We start from the raw sequence: 18,209 nt of genomic DNA, 5'->3' as shown, positions 1-18,209 counted from the left end.
GGATTAAACGGTAAAACTACCTGCTGGAAGAAAATATAAAAAAAACTCTATGAGATTTGATTTTCCATGCTATTTATTGTATACTGGTAACGCCAAAGTATTTGGACAGAAGATTTAATAATAATGGTTTTACATCCCCATTTTATAAGCTACATATAAGGAAAGGACTGATTCACATGGATTACGGAAAATTAGCACTGGAACGTCATGAAAAGGCTGGCGGCAAAATTGAAATTACCTCTCGAGTAGAACTGAAAGACGCAGAAGATCTAGCGGTCTACTATACGCCTGGAGTTGCAACGCCTTGTCTTGCTATTAAAGATGACCCAGAAGCTGCTTCAAAATACACATCGAGAGATAGGCTGGTTGCCATCGTAACTGACGGTTCTGCCATTTTGGGACTTGGCAATATCGGTGCCCTTGCCGGCATGCCGGTTATGGAGGGAAAAGCAATTCTCTTTAAACATTTTGCAGGTATAGATGCCTTCCCAATTTGCCTGGCATCACAAGATCCTGAAGAAATTATTGCAACTGTCAAGAATATTGCCCCTGGCTTTGGCGGTATCAATCTGGAAGATATCGCTGCTCCTGCCTGCTTCGAGGTAGAAAGACGACTGAAAAAGGAACTGAATATCCCGGTATTTCACGATGATCAGCACGGTACCGCCATCGTTACCTGTGCTGCTCTGATCAATGCGCTGCGTATCACAGGTCGCGCCATGGAGAACTGCAAAATTGTCATTAATGGCGCTGGTGCAGCAGGCAGCGCAATCGCTCAAATGGCATATAATCTAGGGTGCCGAGATATCTTAATTTGCGACAGCAAAGGCATTGTTTCCGCTCACAGACAGCTGAGCAGCGCCAAGAAAGAACTTCTTGACTTCACCAATCCTGACAATATAGAGGGCAGTCTAAAAGAAGCTGTTGTTGATGCTGATGTATTCATCGGTGTTTCCGCACCAGGCGTCCTCTCTTCTGATATGGTAAAAACCATGGCAAAAAATCCAATCATCTTCGCTATGGCAAATCCTGTTCCAGAAATTTTCCCGGATGATGCAAAGGCTGCTGGTGCTGCAGTAGTCGGTACAGGTCGTTCCGACTATCCAAACCAGATTAACAATGTATTGGTATTCCCTTCGCTGTTCCGCGGCGCTCTCGATGCAAAGGCTACAACCATCACCGAGGACATGCTCATCGCTGCAGTTTATGCACTGGCTGACAGCATTCCTGCAGACGAACTTTGCCCAGAAAATATTCTGCCGACCGTATTTAACAAAGATGCTGCCAATGCTCTCGCTGCCGCTGTAAAAAAAGCCTGGGAAGACAGATAAATGAATCTGCTGATTTCGCCTATCGCTCACATGGAGAGCGTATTTCCTGATAAATTCGGGATTCCCCGTCAGAGCGGTCTTGCCCAGGGCATAGAATCCAGGATTATCTTTGAAAAGCCCTACCGCAGCATGGATTCTCTTCGAGGTCTGGAAGGCTTTTCACACATCTGGCTTATCTGGGGATTTTCAGAAAACCCTCAGATTACCGAAAAAAACTGGTCGCCTACGGTGCGCCCGCCGCGCCTTGGAGGAAACAAACGAGTTGGGGTCTTTGCAACCCGCTCTTCCTTCAGACCCAACGGTCTTGCTCTCTCATCAGTTCGCATAGAAGAAATCAAGCAGGATCCGAAACTGGGTCCAGTGATTTTCGTTTCCGGCGCAGATTTAATGGATCGCACACCGATTTATGACATAAAACCGTATATCACAACGGACTGCCATTCGGATGCCGTCTGTGGCTTTCAGGAAGAAACCAGAAATTATCAGCTAAAGGTGAATTTTCCCGCACCGCTGCGTTCTGCGATTCCAGAGAAACTGCAAAAAGGACTTTTAGAAGTGCTCTCACAGGATCCACGCCCCGCATACCAAAGCGACACGCAGCGGATTTACGGAATCCATTTCGCAGGTTTTGATGTGCGGTTTCAAGTAGCAGATGATACGCTGACTATAATAGAAGTAAAAACGCTGTAGCCCACAGGCCACAGCGTTTTTCTCGCAGTTTTTATTTATTCCCGCTCCCAAAGAGCTTTGGCGGTAACCTTCGTATCCAAAAGTTCCGGATGTGCATATTTATTTCTCTGATAAGTATTTTCTTTAACCGTGAGCTCCACTTCAATGGCTCCTAAGGCTCCCTGCTGCCTTGCGCGCTTCTCTGCCGCCTGTTTTGCCAGTCGCTTTGCTGCCTCTACTGCTTCGCTATATTCAGGAATAGAGAAAGTTTTCTCACCGCCGGTAATCACGTAGGTCAAATAGGAACTCTTGATGCCTTTGTACGGTTCGATGATAATCGTACTTTCTGTGCTGATATTCCCCATAGCCGCACCGATAGCGTTTGCAACCTTGCCTGCTTCCGGGAAATCTGCCTCAGTGCCAAGAAGCCTTGCCACATCTTCCATAAAAATCTTTGTCGGGGCACCGATTCCAATGAGCCTGGACGGTGTCACAAATGATGGAATCAGGCAGGATCCACTTCCAGAAACTTGATCTGAAAAAATCATTGTCGTCAGCTTTTCCAACTGCTCTGTTTCCTCTTCCGTAAGATCTTTTCCCGTCTTATATTTCATCAGAATCCGCACCAGATTACTGTATAATCTGGACTTTGTCAGATTGTAAATCTCCTTGCAAACCTCCTCAGCAGGTAGCTTTGTTACGCTAGAAAGGTATGCCGCACCCAGCCTGCTGGCTTCGCAGTCAAACTCCGTATAGTCGCCAAACACGTGCATTGCATCAGTGGGTGTCATCCCCGCACGCATAACAATCCCTTCGTCCTCAAGACGCTTCATATGCAAAACATGCGGACTGATTCTTGCCGCATCTGCAGCGTCCTTAAAAATCAACGGTCCTAAAGCCAGCGCCTTAATAAAACGCTGTTCTGCGATCGTATATCTAGCTAGATTCTCCGGCATTCCCATCAACACGAAAAACTCATGAGCCGGATAGCTGAAAGGCTGATCCATATGTACCAGCGTTTTCAGCTTTTTTATCACTTCCGGATACTGACTTGCCAGCATACAGAGCGGAATATAGCGGCGTTTTTCCAGGTAAAGATTCCGTCCCTTATACTTGACCGCACTGTCGCCGCCAAGCGCGAAAGTATCAATAGAAACGCCCTTTACCATTGTTTTCCACTCGCCAATCGTAATGCCTCCCTCTGTAGAAACGGGCACACCATTTTTGACAAATGCTACATCGCTGGTAGTTCCGCCGATGTCTACAATCAATGCGTCCTCATAGCTGGAAAGCTCCATAGCACCGATAATACTGGCAGCTAGACCGCAAAGCAAGGTTTCTACCGGCCTCTGTGCAGCAAACTCCTTGCTCATAATGGTACCGTCACTCCTGACGATGACGATAGGCAGATGCAAATTCATCTCTGCCAGCGATGCATCGATGGAAGCGAAAAATTCCTCCATTACCGGAAGCAATCTTGCATTGAGCAAAGCTGTCGCACCTCTGCGAAGCACGTTCAGTTCCTGATAAAGCTCATATCCTCTCACACAGGGGATTCCCAGACTTTCGCCGATGATACGCGCCGCTTCTATCTCGTAGGCTCCATCATCGTATTTGGGATTGACCTGCACAATAGCTGCGCTGTCATACTCTGCAAACTGACTTTGTAAATCCGCTTTTAGTTTTCCCCAGTCCGGTGTGTTTTCCGGACTGTCATCCTTCTTCGCATCCCCTGTCATAAAATAGATCTCAGAAAGAGACGGCAATCCATAAGCCTCCCTGGTCTTTTCAATCTGCACAGGATTTACACCGATCAACACCAGCTTAGCTCTGCCTCCCTTATGCTCTACACAGGCATTGGTCGCCAAAGTCGTAGACAAAGAAATATACTGTGCCCTGGAAACAGCTTCTTTCTCCAGTCCTTTCAGCGCCGTTAGAATACCAGCCTTTAAATCCCGCTTCGTTGTCAGTGTCTTACTCTGAGAAAGCACCTGATGGCTCCTGGTATCGAATACCACTGCATCGGTGCAGGTTCCCCCAGTATCAATTCCAATTCCGATCATGGCGAGTTCCTTCTTTCTTTCATATTGCCTTTATTGTAACACATCAGCTGAATCGCTGCACGCACGACTGACAGAAAAATTGGTATAATCTTTAGGCGCATACCTTTCTCAGAAAAAATAACGCAGGAACTATCTAAAATTCCTGCGTTACATTATTTACTTATCAATTAGTCAGATCCGATTAGTCTTCTTTTACCAATTCCTTCAGAGAAGTTGCAAGGCCTGCAAGACCAGAAATTTCGGACGGAATGATAATCTTGGTCGCCTTCCCGTCTGCTGCCTTCTCAAAGGAGTTCAGACTCTGCAGTGCAATAACCTCTTTATTCGGCTGAGATTCTACCAACATCCTAATACCGTCAGCGGTCGCCTGCTGTACCATTCTGATGGCTTCTGCTTCACCTTCTGCTTCTCTGATTGCAGCTTCCTTTCTGGCCTCAGCTTCCAAAATTTTAGACTCTTTGCTTGCCTGTGCTTCCAGAATCATAGCCTCTTTATTACCCTCTGCAATCAGCACTGCGGATTTCTTTTCACCTTCAGCTCTGAGGATTGCCTCTCTTCTTTCACGTTCCGCACGCATCTGTTTTTCCATAGCCATCTGAATATCTCTCGGCGGTGTAATGTTCTTTACTTCTACACGGTTGATTTTTATACCCCATGGGTCAGTCGCCTCATCCAGCACCATTCTAATTTTAGTGTTGATGTGCTCACGGCTTGTCAGGGATTCGTCCAGCTCCAGCTCACCGATGATATTTCGAAGGGTTGTTGCTGTCAGATTTTCGATAGCGTCCATCGGGCTTTCTACACCGTAAGTATAGAGCTTCGGATCAGTAATCTGGAAATATACAACTGTATCAATTTCCATGGTTACGTTATCCTTGGTGATTACCGGCTGAGGCGGAAAATCGATGACTTTTTCCTTCAAAGATACTTTTCTTGAAATTTTATCGATGAGAGGAATTTTGAAGTGGAGACCCACCTGCCAGGTTCCTTTATATGCACCCAGCCTTTCGATGACATAGGCTCTTGCCTGCGGCACGATTCTGATATTGGTTACAACCAGAGAAATCAGAATAACAATCACGATTGCGATAATAATTACATTAATAATAGCTTCCATATTAATCTCCTTACTGAATCCAAGGGGCTACAACTGCTTTGACCCCTTCTATCCTAATCACTTTAACCTTGCTTCCTTCATCCAGAGAATCCTCGCTGTTCTGGCTGACTGCAGTCCAATCCTGACCAGAAAGCTTGATGATACCCGGTTCAAAAGGTTTAATCGCTGAAATAACAACGGCTTCTTTTCCAATCAGTGCATCAACATTGGTCTTCTCTACACCGGTTTGCAGCTTCTTGACGAAGAGTTTCCTCGTTGAAACCAGCAGAACAACGGATACAACAAAGAAAAGTACTACCTGCACAGCAATGCCTGCACCTAAAAGCGAAGCCGCAAGTGCAATCACTGCGCCGCCTGCAAACCAGATGGTGGTCAGTCCCATAGTCAAGCCCTCTACTACGACAAAGACAATCGTCGCAACAAGCCAGAATACCGACATGCTAACTGTCAGTCCTAAAATCGTCAACAATCTTACCTCCTCCTTGCGTTTCTTTCTTAATCAAAGGCTTACTTTCTATATTCTTAAATCAGCATACTTGCCCCGTATGTGATATAAGAGACAACAATTCCGGCAATTACTACGCCGATAAAGACAGCCGGCAGTGCTCTCTTCAGTCGCATATTCAACATAGCTGCTACCAGTGCGCCGGTCCAAGCGCCGGTGCCTGGAAGTGGCACTGCTACTAAAAGCACTAGACCAAACCATTCGTATTTATCAATCATGACAGACTGTTTCTTCGCTTTCTCTTCAAAGCGGCACACAAGAAAATCCAGTCTCTCGCTTTTTTTTCTCATCCAGTCAAAAACTTTTCTGACAAAGAGAATAATAATCGGTACTGGCAGCAGATTACCTATAATCGAAACGACAAGCGCTTCTTTTACAGAAAGTCCCGCTGCTACACCTGCGGGGATTGCTCCTCGCAGTTCGAGAACGGGAACCATGGAAATCAGCATTGTCATCATTAAATTGCCAGTATGTGTTCCCCAAAAACTCATCATTTAAATCTCAATTACTCCTACTTTATTAAATTATATAATATTTTTGCGCCAATGTAAATACTCTTTCAGAATTTTTGACAAAATTTTGTCAATTTCTGAAGCTACCTTTTACAAAACAGACCTCGCTGCAAAATCCACAGGAGGTCCGCCTATTATCTTGCTATTACTTATCGTTTAGCACCGCCTGCGCTGCCGCAATTCTTGCAGCAGATAAAAGCTGCGGTCTGCAGGACACATAGTTCAGTCCAAGCTGGTGACAGAACGCAATGCTGGCAGGATCTCCCCCGTGTTCACCGCAAAGCCCGATTTTTAAGGTTGGCTTCACCTGTCTGCCTGCCTTAACAGCTGTATCCATCAGGCTTCCAATTCCGTCTCTGTCGATGGTCTGAAACGGGTCCTCCGTTAAAATTCCTTTTCGGATATATTCTGCAATCATTAGTTCCGTGTCGTTTCTAGAAAATCCAAAGGTCATTTGCGTCAAATCGCTGGCACCAAAGGAGAAAAAATCCACCTCTTTCGCTACTTTATCCGCAATCAGTGCTGCTCTGGGTACTTCAATCATAGTGCCCACATAAAAGCGTACTTCACAGCCACTCTTTTCGCTACACTGCTGTGCCGTTCTAACTACGATGTCCTTGACAAATTCCATCTCTTTATCAATTCCAATGAGCGGCACCATAATCTCTGGTGAAATTTCAATACCTTTTTGCTGCTGCACCTCGATAGCGGCTTCTATAATAGCACGAGTCTGCATTTCCGCCATTTCCGGATAAGTAACAGCTAGTCTGCAACCTCTGTGACCCAACATAGGATTCATTTCCTGAAGCCGCTTATATGTTTTTTCAATCTGCGTACAGGAAATACCTGTACATGCTGAAACCCATCTAATATCCTCCTCTGTATGAGGCAGGTACGTAGAAAGAGGCGCATCCAGCAGCCGAATGGCGACAGGTCTATCCTCCATCACTTCATAGATTGTCTTAAAACACTCTTTTTGATACTGAAACAGTTTTTCCAGAGCATGGGCTCTTTGCTGCTGACTATCTGCCATCATCGCCTGACAGATTATTGGCAAATTTTCTCTTTTAAGAAGAACCTGTTCCGTTCGGCAAAGTCCAATTCCTTCTGCACCAAAGTCTGCTGCTGTTTGCAGTTCCTCCAGTCTGTCCACATTGGCTCTGATTTTCAGTGTCCTAATTTCGTCAGCCCAAGACAGAATTTTTTCCAATTCTTCAGCACAGCCACCGTTTAAGCAGGAGGTCCTGCTTGGATCAATTCTCAAAACCGCCGTTTCCTTGGTAATCAGTCCTTCGCTAGCCATATCTGCCGCCGCTTTTACTGCCGCTTCCGCAGTTCGCTTCGCAGCACCGGTCTGCACCATACACAGCTTACCGCGCTCAACGACAAATTCCATGTCCTGCATGTCCAAAAAATACTTTTCCAATACCGCAGAAATCCGCATAAGTTCTTCATAAGCAGCAGGGAAAATCATTGGCATTTCTTTCAAAGATTTTACTGCGCAGCGCCCCGACTCTGTCGCCTTCAGTTTTCCCTGCGCGTTTTGCAAGAATTCTCCTAAGAGCAAGTTCTCACCATTTTCTGGGTTTCTGGAATGGGCAATTCCGGTGCAGGAATCCTCTCCCAGATTTCCAAACACCATAGCCTGCACGCAGACTGCAATACCTGCACCCTGTGTATCTGTGCTATGCCATGCAGAAAATATAGCGGCAATTGCAGCAAGGAGCTGCTCCTTTGGATTTTGCGGAAAACTTCCGCATCCCACTGTCGCTTCATACATCTGCTGCAGTCTTCTGTAACAGTCATAAGCAAATCCGGAATTTGCAGTCTGCTGACTCAAACATTCTGCTATATCATCGTTTAATCCAAGATTCAAGATAGTATCCGGCGTCTGAACATCAGCACACGCTGCACTAGGGCGAACCGCCACCAACAAAGGATTCTCTTTATCAGCAAATCTTTTTCCGGTGACTTCTTCCAGTTCCTCAAGCTTCACAAATATTTCAGCAACGATATCCTCGCCAATCGTGCAATCCTGTTCAACATATTGATTGCACGCCTGCGTTGTCACAGTAAATCCAAAAGGTACCGGCAGTCCAATTCTGGTCATTTCAGCCAGATTTGCCCCCTTTACGCCGAGAAGCCCTACGAGGTCCTTTGAGCCTTCGTTAAACGCATATACAAATTTGCTCATGCTCTAATCTCCTTCTTCCACCGATTAAAAGATTAGCTTTTCTTCGATGTATCCCTTTACTTCCCCAATCGGCAGTCTAACCTGCTCCATTGTATCTCTGTCACGAATGGTCACACATCCGTCAGTTTCCGTATCAAAATCTACACAGATGCAGAACGGTGTACCAATTTCATCTTCTCTTCTGTATCTCTTTCCGATAGATCCAGCTGCATCGTAGTCCACGCTGAAATACTTCGCAAGTTCTTCATAAACAGGTTCGGCAACCGGCGCCAGCTTCTTTGCAAGAGGAAGTACCGCAGCCTTAAATGGCGCAAGCGCCGGATGGAATTTCATCACAACTCTGGTGTCTTCCTTTCCGTTTCCATCAGTCAAAGTTTCTTCACAGTATGCGTCAACGAGGAATGCCAGTGCAACTCTGTCTGCACCCAGAGACGGCTCAATACAGTACGGAATATACTTTTCGCCCGTTTCTGAATCTACATAGTTCATTTCCTGTCCGGAGAACTCACTGTGCTGTCTCAGGTCAAAGTCAGTTCTGTCTGCAATCCCCCAAAGTTCACCCCAGCCAAACGGGAATAAGTATTCCAGGTCAGTGGTTGCATTGCTGTAGTGAGAAAGTTCTTCTTTCTCGTGATCTCTGGTTCTGATATTTTCCATATTCATATTCAGAGATTTGAGGAAGTTAATGCAGTATTGCTTCCAATAGTCAAACCACTCCAAATCGGTTCCCGGCTTACAGAAGAATTCCAGTTCCATCTGCTCAAACTCTCTGGTCCTGAATGTAAAGTTACCCGGCGTAATCTCGTTACGGAAGGATTTACCAATCTGGGCGATACCAAACGGAATTTTCTTTCTTGCCGTTCTCTGTACATTCTTAAAGTTTACGAAAATACCCTGCGCAGTTTCAGGCCTCAGGTAAATCTCCGCCTTGGAATCCTCTGTCACTCCCTGAAAAGTCTTAAACATCAGGTTAAACTGTCTGATGCCTGTAAAATTACTCTTTCCACAATCTGGGCATTTAATCCCTTTTTCGGCAATATATCCTTCCAGTTTTTCATTGGACCAGCCGTCAACAGGAAGAACTTCCATGCCGTTTTCCTGCATGTACTCTTCAATCAACTTGTCAGCCCTGAATCTGGATTTACATTCCTTACAGTCGATTAGCGGGTCCGCAAAGCCGCCTACATGACCGGATGCTTCCCACGTTCTCGGATTCATCAAAATAGCAGCATCAAGGCCCACATTGTATTTCGATTCCTGTACAAACTTTTTCCACCAGGCTTTCTTGACGTTATTTTTAAATTCCACACCTAAAGGACCGTAATCCCAAGTATTTGCAAGTCCTCCATAAATCTCCGATCCCGGAAACACAAAACCTCTGTTTTTCGCCAGTGCAACGATTTTTTCCATAGTAACTTCTTTGCTCATTAGTATTAAATTCCTGACCTTTCTCACTATATATTTTAGTCTTCTTTCTGAAATTCTTCGTGAATTTCATCATACTGACAGTCATCACATCTTTCTTCACAAGGCTCTACACAAACCTCGCATTCCTTATCGCAAATGTTGACGCAGCAGTCAAAATCATCTTCATCATCATAGCCTTTGTCTTTTTTCAGCTTATCTTTTGCTTCCATCGCTGCATCCTTTGCCTTTGCAAAGGCAATGCCGCTTTTTTCTTTGATATCTTCATAAACGCCAGGCGCCTTTTCTTTAATATCTCCATAGATATCGGAACCTTTTTCTTTGGCATCTTCGTAAAGGTCTTCAGCCTTTTCTGTAATATCAATAACAGAGCCGTCATCTTTTACAAATTCAATCTTGCATTTGAAGCCAAATGCTGCAACGATACCTGCAATCATCCCCCATGGTGCAACAACAGTCCCTAAAACCCCAACAGTCAGAGGAATATTCACCAGTGTATCTCCGTCACGAGTAACTAAAATCTTAGAAATATTTCCTTTCTTCACCGCCTCTTTCATCTTGGCAATCAATGCTTCCTTCTGTTCTCCCAGTTTTGCCGCCGGCTTCTGGTCAATGGTTTCCTCTATTGCAATAATCGCGTCTACCACATTCCCCTCTGCGGCTTCAAGAGCTTCCTTGGCTTCCTTATAGGTCACGCCGGTTCTGTCTTTCACCAGTTCAATCTTTTCTAATGTGATTTCCATGTTGATACCTCCTAAAATTCTCCTCTAAACATATTCTCGCTGTTTAACGTGCCAATCTCTAAATAATATGACATATATTCGCGTAAAATGCTCTGCAGCAGCTCGCCTACACTGTCTGCAAGCGCAATTTTTTCAAAGCCGCTCATAGGCGTTTTTGAAAAAAACTTTAATATATTAACTATATCAAATTTCGGCGCATAAATCAATGTATCATTGCTGTTATTTCTGCATTTTCCGCAAACCATACCGCCGTCCCGAACACTAAAGTACTGCAACTGCTCTTTCTCTCCGCAGCAGGCACAGCAGTCCAAAACAGGAAAGACGCCTAAAATGCCCATCGCCTTGACTTCATAGGCCAAAACCAGTGTCCGATGCTTCTTCTCCCGCTTCTCCATGGCAGTTAGAAATTCCACGAGAAGATTGAAAAGTTTTGGCTGCGGCAAATCCTCCGGCATCATCTTTTCCGTAAGTTCCAGCACAAACGCGGATTCCATATATTTATCTACATCTTCGCCGATTCTAAAATAGCTGCGCCTTACCTCTCCACTGTTAAGATTATAGTACTCTCTTCCCTTATATAACTCGTAATTTCCATAAGTAAACGGGCGCAGCGCCAGAGCAGCTTTATTCCTGCCTTTCTCGCTTAGACTGCTGCCCGCACTGATTTTTCCATATTTTTTTGTAAATAAAAGAATCATTCGCCTGCCGCCAGCAGCTTTTATCTGCCGAAAGACGATCCCCTCCGTGCTCGTGTACATCTCTTATTCCTTATAACCAAAATTAGACAGTGCAAAGTCGCTGTCGCGCCAGTTTTCTTTTACCTTGACCCACAGCTGCAAAAACACTTTAGTTCCAAGAAGTGCTTCCATTTCAAGACGGGCACTTTTGCCGATACCCTTCAGTTTCTTGCCCTGCTTGCCGATGATAATACCCTTATGGGACTTTCTTTCGCAGTAAATCACCGCACCGATTCTAGTAATGTTTGGCTCCTCTTTATAGGACTCGATTTCGATGGCAACACCGTGCGGCACTTCCTCTTCCAGGTAATTGAGCACCTTCTCTCTGATGATTTCGCTGACAATAAACCGTTCCGGATGGTCTGTTACCATGTCTTCGGGGAAAAACATCGGCCCCTCTTCCAAATAGGTTTCAATCTTTGCAAGCAGCTGCGGTACATTTTTGCCCTCAAGGGCAGAAGTACCGTAGATTGCGTCAAAGACACCGGTCTCTTCGTACTCGTCAAAAATTTCTTTGTATTCTTCCGGTTCCATTTTATCAATTTTGTTGATAACCAGAATTTTGGGCGTATCCAAATCTCTGATCATATCCAGAATATACTTGTCTCCCGGACCTTTTTTCATGCTGCCGTCAACAAGGAATAGAACCACATCTACTTCTTTATAAGTGTTGACCGCCATTTCCGTCATAGCCTCACCCAGCTTGTTTCTCGCCTTGTGTATGCCCGGCGTATCGATGAACACCATCTGCACACCGTCTGTACCGGTCACTGCCTCATCATCAAATCTGGTATAAATACCACGAATGCTGTTTCTGGTCGTCTGAGGCTTGTCCGTTGTAATTGCAACCTTCTCTCCTAATATGCTGTTTAAAAGTGTCGATTTTCCCACATTGGGACGGCCGATAATACCGATAAATCCTGATTTCATCATATTCTAAATCCTTCCGGCAATAATTCCTGCAATGTATATTCTTTCAAATGTTCCTCGTCTTCTCCTACAATCACGCGAAGTGCCGGTGCAAACTCATAGAGAAACTGTCTGCAAATACCGCAGGGAAACGCACATCCCTGTTCTGCTGCGATGGCAATGGTCACAAAATCTGCAGCACCTTCAGAAATCGCTTTCACGCAGGCTGTCCGCTCTGCACAAATAGTGCCGCCGTAAGATGAATTTTCCACATTGACACCGGTAAACACTTTCCCCTCTGCCGTTAAAAGCGCCGCACCAACCCGAAATCCCGAAAAAGGCACATAGGCGTTTTTTAGGACTGATTGTGCTTTTTGAAATAACTCCCTATCTTCCATGTTCATCTCCTTTTTTCTAAGGTAATTTATCTTCCGATTCCCAGATACGCCATTACCTGCTCTTCTTTCTCCCGCATTTCATTCTTGTCTGCCTCCTTCATATGGTCATAACCCAGAAGATGCAGCACACTGTGTGTAAACAGATAAATGATTTCCCGTTCAAAGGCATGTCCAAATTCCTCTGCCTGACGCTGTGCCTGTTCTTTACAAATTACCACATCACCCAGACAAATTTCTCCAACTTCCGGAAGCTCATCGAGGTCATCAAACTGTGGGAACGAGAGCACGTCAGTAACCTTGTCCGTCTTTCTGTAATCCCTGTTCAGGCAGCGAATCTCCTCTTCACCTACAAAGGTAACACTGATTTCGCTGCGATCTTCATCGATACCTAAAAGGGTAAGACAGCGTCCGAACGCCTTTTCCATAGTCTCTAAAATCTCTGTGCCGACCTGTTGTTCTTCTTCAAAAAATATTTTCATCTGGTAAACCTCAATTATTCCTGTATTTCTTCCGGGTGTTTTTTATAATAGATATCATAAGCGTTAATAATTTTCTTTACTAACTCGTGACGCACTACATCGACATCTTTCAGATAACAAAAGTCGATGTCCTTTACATGCTTTAGCACCCGTTCAGCTTCCACCAGACCGCTTTTCCTGCCTCTTGGCAAGTCTATCTGGGTCACGTCACCAGTCACAACGACCTTAGAGCCAAAGCCCATTCTGGTCAGAAACATTTTCATCTGCTCCCTTGTGGTGTTCTGCGCCTCGTCCAAAATAATGAAAGCGTTGTCCAAAGTTCTGCCTCTCATATAGGCCAGGGGCACCACTTCGATTGCTTCTTTTTCCTTGAGCCTCAGTGCATTTTCTCTGCCCAATACATCATAAAGGGCATCGTAAAGCGGTCTTAAATACGGATCCACTTTTTCCTGTAAATCTCCCGGCAAAAATCCTAGACGTTCTCCTGCCTCTACTGCCGGTCTTGCCAGAATGATTTTCTGAACTTCCTTATTTTTAAAAGCACTTACCGCCATAGCAACTGCAATATAAGTCTTTCCCGTTCCCGCAGGACCAATTCCAAACACAATATCCTTCTTGCGAATGCTGTTTACATACTCTTTCTGTCCGATGGTCTTTGGACGCAGAGGTTTTCCCTTGCTAGTAAAGCAGATAATATCCTTGCTGACATTATTTTCTCTATAAGAAAGTCCCTGTTTCTCAAGACCTATGATATAGTTTACTTTCTGAACATCCAGGTGTTCTCCGCTTCTTTGTACCGCCATCAGTTCCTTTAGGATATTCTCCGCCAGCCCGATTTCCTCTCCTCGAAGAAGAAGACAGTCATCTCTTTGGAAAATCTCAACGCCTGTGTTATCCTGAATCAAATTCAAATTGGCATCCATGTTGCCAAAAAGCTCAATCCGATCTATATCATCCTCTATCTGAATTCTCTTTAGTTCCTCGCTTGCCTTTGTCAATTACAATCTCCTTTTCTACGCCAACTCTCTGGCGAGTTTCTACAGTTCCATACACTCTAATTTTACCTTTTTTTTCGTCAAAGTAAAAGTCTTTATTTAAAATTTCAGCGTTTTTAGGTGTATTTTCTTTTATCCAATCCCGTAAAAGGGCTTCCGCCCGCTTTTTTGACTCCCCGGCATCCATATAGAAGGAAAAATAGTACGGTACTCTTGCCACAATTTTGCCGTCTGCATGAGTATAGTGCTCCAGTTTTGCGTCCTCCTCCACCGGATAGGACGGATGCTCTATCGGCACGGTACCTGCGATAAGAATATCTCCTTTTTTCACAAAATCGTTTTCGGCAACGAGCGCCCTTCCTTTATAGGTGTAAATTCGCTCGATATAGCAGTCTTGATCGCTGACAATATCGCAGGGCTTTTTACTATTTGCAGCGGCAGCCGGTGCCTGTTTACTTTCCGAAATCTGTACTTCTACATAGCCACCTTCGTAAGCCACCCTGCTCCAGACGATAGTGTCAAAGTTTTGAAATAGTTTTTTCTCTATATCATCACAGTCAAAACGACGCAGTGCTCCCTCGTAAAGCCCCTCCTCTGCAATCAGTTCCCTGATACTGGTTTCTGTAATGGTTTTACACCCAATAATATTAATTTCCCGTACAAAGAGTGTCTGTGCAAAGAAAAATAACAGAAACACGCAGATTCCTGCAATCATCATCTTTCCTGCCTTCAATTTTTTGAAAAGGCAGACTGTACCGCCTTCACCAATCTGAGTGAATTTGTATTTGCTCCCTGCCAGTTTTTTTAAAGTGCGCAGACCTTCCTTGCTGACTGTAAAATAAACTTCAGTTTCGTCTTTATAGCGGACTTGACGCAGCAGAATGCCCCTTGCTGCCGCCTGTGAGAGAATCCTCTCCGGCTTGAATCCCTCTAGCTTAACGTTTACCCGATGTTTTATAAAATTCGATTCCTGTGATTTCGCCCTCAAGTTCCATTCGCCCTTCCCAAATTTCACTGATGATAAAACGGTCGCCCGTCACCGTTACATAGAAACGCCCCGTATCCACCGTCACCTGCGTGTCGCTTATTAGCACCACCTGTTTCACATTTTCGATGATGGCAGTTTTCGCAGAAGCTGTAATCTTCGGTCCTCTTATATCAAAATCATATGTAATCTCATTTAGCAGTTTCATAAAAAAAGCATATGATGTCAACAGCTCACATATGACAAAGATTTGGGAATAAAGGAAAAGGGAAGAGGCTCCCATTTTTATCTCTGCAGTAATACCCCCGATTTCGGATAACCTTCCCCTCTCCATTGGTACTGTTTTTCACTGCTACCTCTCAGAAATTTTTCCATTTCAGGTCTCATCAGTTCCGGATAGTCGGTAATAATCCCGCTAACGCCCATCTGCAGATACTGTCTTGCTTTCTCAAAGTCATATACCGTCCAGACATATACAGGCAGTCCGTGGGTTCTCGCCTGATACACCAGCGAATAACTGATTTGATTTTCTTCCGGTGCAAGAAAATCTATATCATACTTCCAAATGGAGTCATCAATATCTCCAGAAGTGCCAAAGATACAATATCCCACCCACCATTCAGGATGTGCTGTAGTAATAGGATAAATGCAGTCATAGTATAAGGACATAAACATCGTCCGATCACCAAAATCAAATTTTTCCACTAATTTAATAACAGCCGCCGCTAGTTCCTTCTCATTACCGCCCGACGGTTTCAGTTCAATGAGAAGACCCATACCACTTTTTGCATTCTTTGTAAACCGGATGGCTTCCTCCAAAGTCGGAATCCGTCCTTCCTCCCCCGGATGATTTCTATCTCGAATCTTTCGTGCCTGCAATTCTTTCAAAGTCAAATCTGCCACATTAATCCGCTCCCCGGAAAGACGCCAAAGATTAGTGTCATGAATCAGCACCGGAACACCGTCTTTTGTTAACTGCACATCCACCTCTGCGAATGCGCAGTTCAAATCCGAAGCACCCTTTACCGCTTCCATCGTGTTTTCAATGCCTGCACTGCTTCCCCGATGTCCGATAATCCAAGGTCTGTGAACATCTGTAACAGGTGATAATGCACCTGCTGCAACATAAACTGCAACGCCAAAAACCACTGTAGCTGCCAAAACCATATTCCGTTTCTTTTTCATCTTTACGCTAAAGGCTCTGCCGTGGCGACCCAAAATCTGCAATACAACAGCCCAATCACTTTCCCACACCGGATAATGGTTCCTCTCTCTACCCTCATAATTCTCCCAAACAACAACAAGCAGATAAACACTGCCTGCCAAAACTATGACGGAGACCGATGTAAAAGCAAGCCAAATGAGAAAATCCAGCCAAAATCCCTGGGTATGTACCAAATACTTGGCAAAATCCAGATCGAAGTCCTTATATTCCAATCGTTTCCTACTGGTAATCCACGTAACATACGGCGTTGCAAAGAAGTAAAAAATCGCCCCTCCTGTTGCTGTCACCTTATACTTCCACGCCATCTTTTTCAAAAACTTCAAATTACTGCTTACGGCTGTAAGCAATGTTTGCTGTCCCATCACCATATAAATCGGAACAAACATGGTCAACAAATACAGAATAAAATGCGCAGCATAGATTGCCAGTAGGCCGACAATACCAATAAAACTTCGAATCATTTCTCCCTGAATAAACCACGGAATCTCAACCACAGGCACCATAGTGCTGGTCCAAAGTATATTAGTAAAAGGAATTACTAAAACAAAAACAAAAGCTGACAGAATCAGGTTCCAACCTTTCAGCGAATTAAAATTCCAAACAGAGCCTTTGAGAACCTGTGACAGTTTAAATTCCTCACCATCCCTGCATAACTTTACGATATGAATAACTACTGCATATTCGTAAAACACCAATATACCAGCACATAAAAATAATGCTGTAAAGATGAGGAATCCATTTACGCTGGAAAAAGTTGCAATAATATCCTTGTTAAAGTTAAGACCTCTGGAGGCTACATAAGTCTGATAAATCTCATTCATCAGCGGGTTTGCCAGACAAATGATAAACAGTTTGTATAGAATCTCAAATTGAATCACTTTCTTTAACACTTTCCTCATGTTCCGTCTCCTCCTTTGTCAATTGATTTCTATTTTACAATATCGCAGCCTTGTGGACAAGTATCTCTTTAAGAAGCTTCCAACGGCTAAAGTTGCAAAAATTTATCTCTTCTAAATAGAAAAAACAACCTGACATTTTGTCAGGTTGTCCTGTTTTCGTATTTTGTGCTTTATGACAGAAATTCCATCACAACTTCTTTTACCAAGGAGCCGTCCGCAAGACCCTTGACCTTGCCCATAACAGGCCCCATCAGCTTACCCATGTTCTGCTTGCCGCCTTCAATTCCCAGTGCGTCTGCAGTTTCCTTGACAATCTCCATGACTTTTTCCTTGGATAATTGTTCCGGTAAGTATCTGTTCAGAATTTCTATCTCCGCGTTATATGCTTCTGCCAGATCTGCTCTTCCAGCTCTTTCAAAATCAGCGAGGGCATCCTTACGCATTTTTACCTGCTTGGATAAAATTGCAATAATGCCTGCGTCGTCCAGTTCTTCTCTGTTATCCACCTCATACTGCTTAATGGCAGCACGAGCTAAACTGATTGTACTCTTAGCTGTTTCATCATGGGCTTTCATTGCCTCTTTAAAATCAGCCATTAATTGTTCTTTTAAAGTCATTTACTATCACCTCGATCCTAAATGACTAGTATTTCTTAGCCTTTTTTCTAGCAGCTTCAGACTTTTTCTTTCTCTTTACGCTTGGTTTTTCGTAATGCTCTCTCTTTCTGAGTTCGCTCATAACGCCGTCTCTTGCGCATGATCTCTTGAATCTCTTCAGAGCGCTTTCCAAACTCTCGTTTTCTCTAACGATTACCTGTGCCATATTCCAATTCACCTCCTGACTAACTTGAAAATAATTAGCTGTGAACAGTCTTTTGCCTATAACGGAACTATTATACTATTTTTGGCGGCGATAGGCAAGTCTAAAATTAAAAATCTTTTTTTACATTTGAAGGTTTGTCAAACATATGTTACACCGTCATGCAAAAAATTAAATAAAGTATCTTTAGGAGAAAGCCACTTT

General features: G+C 44.1%; 19 protein-coding genes. 2 read left to right on the top strand and 17 right to left on the bottom strand.

Translation table 11 applies throughout. The features are described 5' to 3' along the window. Positions 1 to 176: 176 nt before the first annotated feature. Entirely contained in the window at positions 177 to 1,331 is a 1,155-nt protein-coding gene (locus D1151_RS12400; protein WP_161909101.1) for an NADP-dependent malic enzyme, read from the top strand. Then, on the top strand, positions 1,332 to 2,021 hold the full coding sequence (tsaA, locus tag D1151_RS12395) for a tRNA (N6-threonylcarbamoyladenosine(37)-N6)-methyltransferase TrmO (RefSeq protein WP_161909100.1): 690 nt from the start codon (positions 1,332 to 1,334) through the stop codon (positions 2,019 to 2,021). Between the two features lie 35 nt (positions 2,022 to 2,056). Here tsaA and D1151_RS12390 read toward each other — a convergent pair whose 3' ends face one another. The 17 genes from D1151_RS12390 to rpsU all read right to left on the bottom strand — a co-directional run bounded on the left by D1151_RS12390 (position 2,057) and on the right by rpsU (position 18,008). Continuing rightward, entirely contained in the window at positions 2,057 to 4,063 is a 2,007-nt protein-coding gene (locus D1151_RS12390; protein ID WP_161909099.1) for a hydantoinase/oxoprolinase family protein, read from the bottom strand. Between the two features lie 181 nt (positions 4,064 to 4,244). After that, the gene (locus tag D1151_RS12385; protein WP_202620434.1) at positions 4,245 to 5,180 is read right to left on the bottom strand and encodes an SPFH domain-containing protein; all 936 of its coding nucleotides are present in this window, start codon (positions 5,178 to 5,180) and stop codon (positions 4,245 to 4,247) included. Between the two features lie 10 nt (positions 5,181 to 5,190). Then, positions 5,191 to 5,646: an NfeD family protein gene (locus D1151_RS12380; RefSeq protein ID WP_160200420.1), complete on the bottom strand. Its 456-nt coding sequence runs from the start codon at positions 5,644 to 5,646 to the stop codon at positions 5,191 to 5,193. Positions 5,647 to 5,702: 56 nt separating this feature from the next. Continuing rightward, positions 5,703 to 6,179, bottom strand: a complete 477-nt coding sequence (locus D1151_RS12375; RefSeq protein WP_306770900.1) for a small multi-drug export protein — start codon at positions 6,177 to 6,179, stop codon at positions 5,703 to 5,705. Between the two features lie 163 nt (positions 6,180 to 6,342). Then, positions 6,343 to 8,391 carry a putative PEP-binding protein gene (locus D1151_RS12370; protein ID WP_161909098.1) on the bottom strand — a complete coding sequence of 683 codons (2,049 nt, stop codon included), beginning with the start codon at positions 8,389 to 8,391 and terminating at the stop codon, positions 6,343 to 6,345. A 24-nt stretch (positions 8,392 to 8,415) separates the two neighbouring features. Then, positions 8,416 to 9,819 (bottom strand): glycine--tRNA ligase, encoded by a 1,404-nt coding sequence (locus D1151_RS12365; protein WP_161909097.1) that lies wholly within the window; start codon positions 9,817 to 9,819, stop codon positions 8,416 to 8,418. A 35-nt stretch (positions 9,820 to 9,854) separates the two neighbouring features. Next, entirely contained in the window at positions 9,855 to 10,559 is a 705-nt protein-coding gene (locus tag D1151_RS12360; protein WP_160200423.1) for a DUF4342 domain-containing protein, read from the bottom strand. Between the two features lie 11 nt (positions 10,560 to 10,570). Further along, positions 10,571 to 11,317, bottom strand: a complete 747-nt coding sequence (gene recO, locus D1151_RS12355; RefSeq protein ID WP_161909096.1) for a DNA repair protein RecO — start codon at positions 11,315 to 11,317, stop codon at positions 10,571 to 10,573. 3 nt (positions 11,318 to 11,320) lie between these two features. Further along, the gene (gene era / locus D1151_RS12350; RefSeq protein WP_161880223.1) at positions 11,321 to 12,229 is read right to left on the bottom strand and encodes a GTPase Era; all 909 of its coding nucleotides are present in this window, start codon (positions 12,227 to 12,229) and stop codon (positions 11,321 to 11,323) included. Continuing rightward, a complete protein-coding gene (gene cdd / locus D1151_RS12345) occupies positions 12,226 to 12,609 on the bottom strand; it encodes a cytidine deaminase (protein ID WP_306770899.1) in 384 nt (127 codons plus the stop codon). Before cdd ends, era begins: the two co-directional genes overlap by 4 nt. Before the next feature lie 20 nt (positions 12,610 to 12,629). Further along, on the bottom strand, positions 12,630 to 13,082 hold the full coding sequence (gene ybeY / locus D1151_RS12340; RefSeq protein ID WP_161909095.1) for an rRNA maturation RNase YbeY: 453 nt from the start codon (positions 13,080 to 13,082) through the stop codon (positions 12,630 to 12,632). A 14-nt stretch (positions 13,083 to 13,096) separates the two neighbouring features. Next, a complete protein-coding gene (locus D1151_RS12335) occupies positions 13,097 to 14,080 on the bottom strand; it encodes a PhoH family protein (RefSeq protein ID WP_330588337.1) in 984 nt (327 codons plus the stop codon). Next, on the bottom strand, positions 14,034 to 15,065 hold the full coding sequence (locus tag D1151_RS12330; protein WP_161909094.1) for a sporulation protein YqfD: 1,032 nt from the start codon (positions 15,063 to 15,065) through the stop codon (positions 14,034 to 14,036). The genes D1151_RS12335 and D1151_RS12330 overlap by 47 nt, the downstream gene beginning before the upstream one ends. Then, a complete protein-coding gene (locus D1151_RS12325) occupies positions 15,013 to 15,270 on the bottom strand; it encodes a YabP/YqfC family sporulation protein (protein WP_160200428.1) in 258 nt (85 codons plus the stop codon). Before D1151_RS12325 ends, D1151_RS12330 begins: the two co-directional genes overlap by 53 nt. A 77-nt stretch (positions 15,271 to 15,347) precedes the next feature. Further along, the gene (locus D1151_RS12320; RefSeq protein ID WP_161909093.1) at positions 15,348 to 17,186 is read right to left on the bottom strand and encodes a glycerophosphodiester phosphodiesterase family protein; all 1,839 of its coding nucleotides are present in this window, start codon (positions 17,184 to 17,186) and stop codon (positions 15,348 to 15,350) included. A 170-nt stretch (positions 17,187 to 17,356) separates the two neighbouring features. Further along, a complete protein-coding gene (locus D1151_RS12315; protein WP_160200430.1) occupies positions 17,357 to 17,803 on the bottom strand; it encodes a GatB/YqeY domain-containing protein in 447 nt (148 codons plus the stop codon). Positions 17,804 to 17,828: 25 nt separating this feature from the next. Then, on the bottom strand, positions 17,829 to 18,008 hold the full coding sequence (rpsU, locus tag D1151_RS12310) for a 30S ribosomal protein S21 (protein ID WP_022146591.1): 180 nt from the start codon (positions 18,006 to 18,008) through the stop codon (positions 17,829 to 17,831). Between the last annotated feature and the right edge of the window lie 201 nt (positions 18,009 to 18,209).

This window comes from Emergencia sp. 1XD21-10, from assembly GCF_009936045.1.
Taxonomy (GTDB): domain Bacteria; phylum Bacillota; class Clostridia; order Peptostreptococcales; family Anaerovoracaceae; genus Senimuribacter; species Senimuribacter intestinalis.
This window is presented reverse-complemented; position numbering and strand designations above follow the sequence as displayed.

Bases quoted from the DNA above. Each gene is read 5' to 3' on its own strand.
- D1151_RS12400 (WP_161909101.1), top strand. From the start codon at position 177: ATGGATTACGGAAAATTAGCACTGGAACGTCATGAAAAGGCTGGCGGC.
- tsaA (WP_161909100.1), top strand. From the start codon at position 1,332: ATGAATCTGCTGATTTCGCCTATCGCTCACATGGAGAGCGTATTTCCT.
- D1151_RS12390 (WP_161909099.1), bottom strand. From the start codon at position 4,063: ATGATCGGAATTGGAATTGATACTGGGGGAACCTGCACCGATGCAGTG.
- D1151_RS12385 (WP_202620434.1), bottom strand. From the start codon at position 5,180: ATGGAAGCTATTATTAATGTAATTATTATCGCAATCGTGATTGTTATT.
- D1151_RS12375 (WP_306770900.1), bottom strand. From the start codon at position 6,179: ATGATGAGTTTTTGGGGAACACATACTGGCAATTTAATGATGACAATG.
- D1151_RS12370 (WP_161909098.1), bottom strand. From the start codon at position 8,391: ATGAGCAAATTTGTATATGCGTTTAACGAAGGCTCAAAGGACCTCGTA.
- D1151_RS12365 (WP_161909097.1), bottom strand. From the start codon at position 9,819: ATGAGCAAAGAAGTTACTATGGAAAAAATCGTTGCACTGGCGAAAAAC.
- D1151_RS12360 (WP_160200423.1), bottom strand. From the start codon at position 10,559: ATGGAAATCACATTAGAAAAGATTGAACTGGTGAAAGACAGAACCGGC.
- recO (WP_161909096.1), bottom strand. From the start codon at position 11,317: ATGTACACGAGCACGGAGGGGATCGTCTTTCGGCAGATAAAAGCTGCT.
- era (WP_161880223.1), bottom strand. From the start codon at position 12,229: ATGATGAAATCAGGATTTATCGGTATTATCGGCCGTCCCAATGTGGGA.
- cdd (WP_306770899.1), bottom strand. From the start codon at position 12,609: ATGAACATGGAAGATAGGGAGTTATTTCAAAAAGCACAATCAGTCCTA.
- ybeY (WP_161909095.1), bottom strand. From the start codon at position 13,082: ATGAAAATATTTTTTGAAGAAGAACAACAGGTCGGCACAGAGATTTTA.
- D1151_RS12325 (WP_160200428.1), bottom strand. From the start codon at position 15,270: ATGAAACTGCTAAATGAGATTACATATGATTTTGATATAAGAGGACCG.
- D1151_RS12320 (WP_161909093.1), bottom strand. From the start codon at position 17,186: ATGAGGAAAGTGTTAAAGAAAGTGATTCAATTTGAGATTCTATACAAA.
- D1151_RS12315 (WP_160200430.1), bottom strand. From the start codon at position 17,803: ATGACTTTAAAAGAACAATTAATGGCTGATTTTAAAGAGGCAATGAAA.
- rpsU (WP_022146591.1), bottom strand. From the start codon at position 18,008: ATGGCACAGGTAATCGTTAGAGAAAACGAGAGTTTGGAAAGCGCTCTG.